Origin of the sequence: Micromonospora alfalfae (assembly GCF_022230925.1) — a bacterium.
GTDB lineage: Bacteria > Actinomycetota > Actinomycetes > Mycobacteriales > Micromonosporaceae > Micromonospora > Micromonospora alfalfae.
Genome location: NZ_JAKKFH010000023.1, coordinates 84,139 through 90,138, shown reverse-complemented (window position 1 = coordinate 90,138; position 6,000 = coordinate 84,139). Strand labels below are relative to the sequence as shown.

7 protein-coding genes are annotated in these 6,000 nt (G+C 72.6%); 3 read left to right on the top strand and 4 right to left on the bottom strand.

All coding sequences use genetic code 11. The annotated features are described in order from the left end of the window. Window positions 1-23 precede the first annotated feature (23 nt). The 3 genes from MED01_RS19255 to MED01_RS19245 form a co-directional block, all read right to left on the bottom strand. Window positions 24-1,211 (bottom strand): mechanosensitive ion channel family protein, encoded by a 1,188-nt coding sequence (locus MED01_RS19255; protein ID WP_238669948.1) that lies wholly within the window; start codon window positions 1,209-1,211, stop codon window positions 24-26. Between the two features lie 83 nt (window positions 1,212-1,294). Then, on the bottom strand, window positions 1,295-2,116 hold the full coding sequence (locus MED01_RS19250) for a DUF1206 domain-containing protein (RefSeq protein WP_238669947.1): 822 nt from the start codon (window positions 2,114-2,116) through the stop codon (window positions 1,295-1,297). A gap of 59 nt (window positions 2,117-2,175) precedes the next feature. Next, window positions 2,176-2,541 carry a hypothetical protein gene (locus MED01_RS19245; protein ID WP_372493681.1) on the bottom strand — a complete coding sequence of 122 codons (366 nt, stop codon included), beginning with the start codon at window positions 2,539-2,541 and terminating at the stop codon, window positions 2,176-2,178. A 96-nt stretch (window positions 2,542-2,637) separates the two neighbouring features. Between MED01_RS19245 and MED01_RS19240 the strand changes: the two genes are divergently transcribed. Next, the gene (locus MED01_RS19240) at window positions 2,638-3,864 is read left to right on the top strand and encodes a cysteine desulfurase-like protein (protein WP_238669946.1); all 1,227 of its coding nucleotides are present in this window, start codon (window positions 2,638-2,640) and stop codon (window positions 3,862-3,864) included. Next, window positions 3,861-4,148 (top strand): GNAT family N-acetyltransferase, encoded by a 288-nt coding sequence (locus MED01_RS19235; protein WP_238669945.1) that lies wholly within the window; start codon window positions 3,861-3,863, stop codon window positions 4,146-4,148. The genes MED01_RS19240 and MED01_RS19235 overlap by 4 nt, the downstream gene beginning before the upstream one ends. On the opposite strand, the gene MED01_RS19230 is transcribed toward MED01_RS19235, so the two are convergent. Next, window positions 4,145-5,638: a glycoside hydrolase family 3 protein gene (locus MED01_RS19230; RefSeq protein WP_238669944.1), complete on the bottom strand. Its 1,494-nt coding sequence runs from the start codon at window positions 5,636-5,638 to the stop codon at window positions 4,145-4,147. The genes MED01_RS19235 and MED01_RS19230 overlap by 4 nt on opposite strands. Before the next feature lie 217 nt (window positions 5,639-5,855). Here MED01_RS19230 and MED01_RS35815 point away from each other — a divergent pair, with 217 nt between their 5' ends. Further along, window positions 5,856-5,981, top strand: a complete 126-nt coding sequence (locus MED01_RS35815; RefSeq protein WP_255750123.1) for a hypothetical protein — start codon at window positions 5,856-5,858, stop codon at window positions 5,979-5,981. Window positions 5,982-6,000: the final 19 nt, after the last annotated feature.

Below are 6,000 nucleotides of genomic sequence, written 5' to 3'. Positions count from 1 at the left end.
GGCGGGGGCGGGGCGGGGGCGGGTTAGGGGCGGGTTTCTTCGGGGCCTACGAAGGCTTCGCTGCGGGCGTCGCCGTCGTCGCTGCCGCCGAAGACACGGGCGTCGTCGGGCGCCTCGGTGTCGGACGGGCGGCGGGCCGGCCGCCTCGGCTGCACCCACTGCCAGGACAGGTTGCTGGTGGAGTCGCCCAGCTCGGTGCGGAGCCGGGGCATCGCGGTCGGGCGGTTGTCCCGGATCCAGGCGACCAGGTGCTCCCGGACGAGGCAGCGCAGGTCCCACAGGCTGCCCGCGTCGGCGGCGCTGACCAGCGCGCGCAACCGGACCGTCCCGCCGGTGGCGTCGGTGACCTGGAGGACGCAGACCCGCCCGTCCCACAGTTCGGTGCCCTCGACGAGGCGGCGCAGTTCCTCGCGCATGGTCTGCACGGGCACCGCCCAGTCGACGTCGAATTCGGCGGTGCCGAGCACCGCCGCCTCCGTCCGGGTCCAGTTCTGGAACGGTTTGCTGGTGAAGTACGAGGTGGGCAGGATCAACCGGCGGTCGTCCCAGATCTGCACCACGACGTAGCTGAGTGTCAGCTCCTCGATGCGACCCCACTCCCCTTCGACAACGACGACGTCGTCGAGCCGGACGGCGTCGCTGAAGGCGAGTTGGAGGCCGGCGAAGACGTTGCCGAGCAGGCTCTGTGCGGCGAGCGCGGCCACCACACCGACCACACCGGCCGAGGTCAGCACACCGGCGCCGATGCCCCGCACGCTGGGGAACGTCATCAGCATCACGCCCACGGTCAGGATGACGATCACCGCGATGGTCAGTCGGCGCAGCATCACCACCTGGGTCCGTACCCGCCGGGCGTGCCGGTTGTCAGGTACGTCCACCCGGAACCGGGCCAGCGCGGTGTCCTCCACGACGACCAGCAGGCAGGCGACCAGCCAGGCCACCGTGGCGATGACGCCGAGGATGAGCAGGTGCAGCAGCAGTCGCCGCCAGCTCTCGCCGACGGCGTACCCGGTGCTGAAGCGGACGGCGAACTGCACGGCAAGGACCGTTGCGGCGACCTGGAACGGGCGGTGCGCGTGGTCGGTCAGCTCGGTCAACAGCAGTGACCGGCGGCCGAACCGCCGGGTCAACCGGTGGACGACTTCGACCAGGAACAGGGCGACCGCCGCCGCGACGAGCGCGGCGACGGCCGTTTCGAGATAGTTCTGCACGGCTTCGGTGCTCCCCTTCGACCAGACGTCGGGCACTCCGGGCAAAAGCCCAAGAGTGCCCGATGTCCGTGGTATCGACCAGCTCAGACCTTGCGGTATCGGGACTGGAGGAAGCAGTAGACGCCGAAGGCGGCGATGCCGAGGGCGACCAGGGCCAGCAGGAACGTGCCGTAGGACTGCTCCTGCAGGGTGTGCAGGGCGGCGTCCAGACCACGGGCCTTCTCCGGGTCGTAGTTCACCGCCGCCACGATGACCAGCAGACCGGAGATGCCGTACGCGACGCCCTTGGCGATGTATCCGGCCATGCCCAGCCGGCGGGAGAGCTGGCGGGTCTTCGGGCTCATCTCGCCGGTCTTGAGGTGCTTCTCGAACTTCTTGCGGGCACCGTAGATCACCAGGCCGATGCCGATCGCGGCGACCACCAGCCCGGCCAGGCCGACGAGCCAGCGGCCACCGCTGGAGGTCATCAGCTTGCCGCTCAACGCCTCCTGCTGGTCGGCGCTGTTCGACCCGGCGTCCTTGAAGACCTTGAAGGCGGTCCAGGCGAAGTAGAGGTAGACGATCGTCCGGCCGGCCGAGGCGAGCCGTTCCAGGACCCGCTCCTTGCCGCGCTCGGCGCGGTGCCCGACCGCCGCCTCCAGCGCCTGCCAGATCGCCATCGCGAGCAGGCCGACAGCGACGGCGATGACCAGGAACTTGCCGAGGGGCTGTGCGGAGAGGGTACGCAGCGCGCCGGACTGGTCGCCGTCGTCGGACGACGTGCCGAACGCGATCTGCAACGCCAACCAGGCGAAGAGCAGGTGGACGATGCCGTAGCCGATGAAGCCGGCCCGGGCGAGGAGTTCCAGCCACCGGCTGTCCGCCGTACGGGAGGCGGTGGCTTCGGCGCTACGGGTGAGTGACATGGCGTCACAATCTCCGATTCTGAAGATTCCCAAACGTCGGCCACCGCCGCCCGCCCAGGTCAGCTGCCCGGGTTGCGCGATACGCGAATCTTGACCTGCTGGTCGGTCACGCTGTCCAGGGTGACGGCGAAGCCCCCGGCCTCGGCGGCCTGCTGGCCGGTGGTGAGGGTGAGCTGCTCACCGGCGACCTCGACGGTCACCTGGTCACCCTCGGCGCCGACCAGCTTGGCCTCGACGCCCAGGATGGTGGCGCTCGCGTCGACACCCCGCTCGAAGGTGACGGTGCAGGCGTCCAGCCCGCAGTCGGTGGAGGCGCCCTGGGAGCTGCACCCGGCGAGCACTGCGAGGCCGAGCGCCAGACCGGCGAAGAGACCGGCGGCGCGGCGAATGGGGGGAATGGGCATGGTGGCGGGTCGGTTCGTCACCTCGCCAAGAGTACGAGACATCCGCGACGCCGCCGTCGAACGGTGATCACCTGGCGGCCGACCAGGGCACGGGGAGCACCGGCTAGGGTCCGGGACATGCCGTTCGACATCGCCCGCACCCGGGCCGCGTACCCCGCCCTGACCGAGGGCTTCGTCCATTTCGACGGTGCCGGGGGCACCCAGACCGCGGCCGGTGTGATCGACGCGGTCACCGACGCCATGCGATCGGCGATTGGCAACCGCAGTGCCGCCTTCGTACCGGGTCGCCGGTCGTTGGAGCTGGTGGCCGAGGCCCGTTCGGCGGTGGCCGACCTGCTCGGCGCCGACCCGGCCGGGGTGGTGCTCGGCCCGAGCGCGACAGCGCTGACGTACACCCTGGCCCGCACGCTCGGCGCGGCCTGGCGGCCCGGCGACGAGGTGGTGGTCTCCCGGCTCGACCACGACGCGAACGTCCGGCCGTGGGTGCAGGCCGCCGAGGCGGCCGGCGCGACGGTGCGCTGGGCCGAGGTCGACAGGCACACCGGTGAGCTGCCCGCGGCCCAGTACGCCGACCTGGTGGGCGAGCGGACCCGGCTGGTCGCTGTGACTGCCGGCAGCAACGCCATCGGCACCATGCCGGACGTGCCGGCGATCGCCAAGACCGCGCACGCGGTCGGCGCGCTGGTCTGCGTCGACGGGGTGCACTCGGTTCCGCACGGGCCGACCGACCTGACGTCGCTCGGCGCGGACGTGCTGGTCACCAGCGCGTACAAGTGGTCCGGTCCGCACCTGGCGGCGATGGTGGCGGACCCGGCCCGCTGGGCGGCGCTGCGCCCGGCGAAGCTGGTGCCGTCATCCGACGCGGTGCCGGACCGGTTCGAGTACGGCACGCCGAGCTTCCCACTGCTGGCCGGTGTGGCCGCCGCCGTGGATCACCTGGCCGGGCTGGACCCGGACGCGGTCGGCGACCGGCGGACGCGGCTGCGGGCCGGGCTGACTGCCGCCCAGGCGCACGAGGAGGCCCTGCTGGACCGGCTGCTCGCCGGGTTCGCCCAGCGGCCGGCGATCACCGTCTACGGCTCGCCGGCGCGGCGCTGCCCGACGGTCTCGTTCCGGGTCGCCGGGATGTCGCCGGCGGCCACCCAGGAGGCGTTGGGCGCCGCCGGGTTCTGCCTCTCCGTCGGCGACTACTACGCCTACGAGTACTTCCAACTGATGGGTCTGCGTGACAGCGGCGGCGCGGTGCGGGCCAGCATCTACCACTACAACACCGCCGACGAGGTGGACCGCTTGCTCGGCGAACTCGACGCGCTGGCCGACCCGGCGGGGAGAATGGCCGGATGAGCACCCTGGTCGAGGACAACCCGGCGAAGCACCGCTTCGAGATCCTGGTCGACGACGCGCTGGCCGGCTTCACCGCGTACCTGCCGCGCGGGGAGGTCCTGGTCTTCACCCACACCGAGGTGGACAAGAGCTTTCAGGGCAAGGGGGTGGGCGGCGCGCTGATCCGCGGCACCCTGGACCAGCTCCGGGCACGCGGCACGACAGTGGTGCCGCAGTGCCCCTTCATGGCCGCGTTCATCGACAAGCACCCCGAGTACGCCAACCTGGTGGCCGATCTTCCCTAGGGAAGGCCGGCGCCGGTGAGCACCTCGGCGGCAGCCTGCCCACTGGCCCGGGTGGCGCCGTGGGTGGCCAGGTGCACCGCCCCGGTGACCAGTTCGGGCACGCCCAACTCGACCACCACGGCGTCCGGCCGGGCGGCCAACGCGCGGTGCACGGCGTCGCGCATCCAGTCGTGCCGGTGCTGGTCGCGGACGACCAGGACCAGGGGGCGACCGCCCGCCCCGGCGCCCGGGTCCGCCGGCACGTCGGGTTCGGCGTAGCGGACGGTGCTGGTACCGGGCAGCAGCTCGGTCAGTGGTCCGCCGATGCCCCACGGGGTCTCGGCCCCGATGGCGATGTTGCGCAGCGGCTCGAACTCGACGACGTGTGCCGCGCGGGTCAGTGGCAGCGCGACAGTCGCGCCCGGGGCGGCGGTGACCCGGACGGCCCGGCGGGCGGCGACCAGCCCGACGTGGGCGGCGCGTCCTGCGGCCGAGCCGGCGCTGCGGGCGGCCACCGTCCAGGCGGCGAGTTGACCGACGCGCTTGGCGGCCTCGGCGAGACGTTCCTCGGGCAGCTCACCGGAGACGACGGCGGCCACGATGGCGTCGCGCAGCTCGCGGGCGGACTGCTCGTCGGCCCGTTCGCCGCCGATGCAGATGGCGTCGGCCCCGGCGGCGAGGGCGCGGACCGTCGCACCGGCGAAGCCGTACCGGTCGGCGACCGCGCGCATCTCCACCGCGTCGGTGACCACCACGCCGGAGAAGCCCAGCTCGTCGCGGAGCAACCCGCCCAGGATGCGCTGACTCAGCGTCGCCGGCAGGTGCGGGTCGAGCGCGGGCACCAGCAGGTGACCGGTCATCACCGCCTGCACCCCGGCGGCCACGGCGGCGCGGAACGGGGCCAGTTCGCAGGCGTCCAGCCGGGCCCGGTCGGCGGTGATCCGGGGCAGGTCGTGGTGTGAGTCGACCCGGGTGTCGCCGTGCCCGGGGAAGTGTTTGGCGCAGGCCCCGACGCCGCCGGCCTGGAGCCCGCGGACCCAGGCGGCGGTGTGCCGCGCGACCAGCGCCGGGTCGGCGCCGAAGGAGCGGACGCCGATCACCGGGTTCGCCGGATTGGAGTTGACGTCGGCGTCCGGGGCGTAGTTGAGGGTGACCCCCGCCGCTGCCAGTTCGGCGCCGAGGTCCCGGGCGACGGCCTCGGTCAGCTCCGGGTCGTCGACAGCGCCGAGGGCGAAGTTGCCGGGTCGGGAGCTGCCGTGCACCGACTCCAGCCGGGTGACGTCGCCGGCCTCCTCGTCGATCGCCACGATGACGTCCGGCCGTTCCGCGCGCAGCGTCGCGGTGAGGGCTGTCACCTGCTCGGTGTCGACCACGTTGCGGGCGAAGAGCACCACCGAGCCGAGACCCTCGCCGAGCCAGCGGCACACCCAGGGGGGTGGGGTGGTGCCGACGAAGCCGGGTTGCAGAACGGCGGCGGCGAGCACCGGGAGGTGCCCGTTGGTAGTTGTCACTCCGCCCCCTCGCAGTGATCGATGTCGATCACCGGCGACGGTGCGCCCCCGTCGATCCGCTGGTTGCGCTCGCTCATGCGGCCCCCGTACCCCATCTCTCGCGCGCCCTCGGCGCACCGCCACCGGCAGGCGGTCCTGCCATGGTCACACTGAGCGAATCAATAGTCAATAAACCTTACAGTTGCCTGGCGGCCGGCTCTCCGGGGAGAGTGCGGGGATGGATCCCGTCCTGCTGGCCGACGCGACGAGCCCGGCCGACATCCCCGGCGTACGCCTGCTCGGCCTGGTGGTCGGCGCCCTGCTGCTGCTCGCCGCGATCCGGGCGATGTTCGGACGACGCTGACCCGCCCACGGCGAGAACC